Below are 1,031 nucleotides of genomic sequence, written 5' to 3'. Positions count from 1 at the left end.
GGCCGGTTCCGTTGACATCGACCCCACGGCGACGCCGGAGGCCAATACGGCCCGCGCCACTGAGCGCTGGAACTGGATCCTCGACGAGATGGTCAAGGACCGCCACCTTCCGCCTGCCGAGCGGGCCAAGGCCAAGGCGTTCCCGATGCCGAACAAGCCGACGAAGAACGCGCAGCTGGGTGGGCAGGTCGGTTATCTGGTGGACCTCGCCAAGTCGTACCTCCTCAACAACAACGACCAGAACATCGACGCCAACAAGCTCGCCCAGGGCGGCTACGAGATCCACACGACCTTCGACAAGAAGAAGGTCGACAAGCTCAAGGCCGCGGTCAAGAAGGTCCAGGACGCCAACATCAAGCCCAAGAAGCGCCCGGACACGGACACCCACGTCCAGTTCGGTGGTGCCTCGGTCGATCCCAAGACCGGAGCGATCGTCGCCATCTACGGCGGTGAGAATGCGACCAAGCACTTCACGAACAACGCCAACGAGACCGGTGCCCAGGTCGGATCGACGTTCAAGCCGTTCGTGCTGGCCGCAGCGATGCGGGATGGTGTGCGCGATCCCAAGCTCCCAGAGGAACAGGGCACGTCCGAGCGCCATATCGTCGACCCCGACAAGAGCAAGTACAACGGCAAGAACAAGCTGAAGATCAAGAAGTGGGACGGTTCCATCTGGCGCAACGAGAAGGGGCAGGAGTGGCTCCAGACCAACGACGGCGGCGAGTCGTTCGGGGACATCGACCTGCGTGAAGCCATGGTCCACTCCGCCAACGCGCCTTTCGTGCAGCTGGGCATGGACATCGGTATCCCGACGGTCAGGAAGTCGGCCACAGACGCGGGTCTGCTCGAGTCCAGCCTGAACAAGTCGAACGTCCCCTCCTTCTCGATCGGTATTTCCTCTCCGAGCGCGATCCGCATGGCCGGCGCCTACGCGACCTTCGCGGCGAACGGCAAGCAGAACGACCCGTTCTCGGTCACCGAGGTCAAGCGCGAGGGCAAGACGGTCTTCAAGCACGAGGTGAAGCCCAAGC

At 63.0% G+C, this 1,031-nt stretch carries 1 protein-coding gene; it reads left to right on the top strand.

Features of this window, described 5'->3' with window-relative positions:
* Nucleotides 1-1,031, top strand: a 1,031-nt coding sequence (locus ACWC5O_RS45545) for a penicillin-binding transpeptidase domain-containing protein (protein WP_450781420.1), incomplete at both ends; no start/stop codon positions are given.

This window comes from Streptomyces sp. NPDC001450, assembly GCF_053597295.1.
Note: the sequence above shows the minus strand (reverse complement) of the source record. Positions and strands in the feature narration are given on the sequence as shown.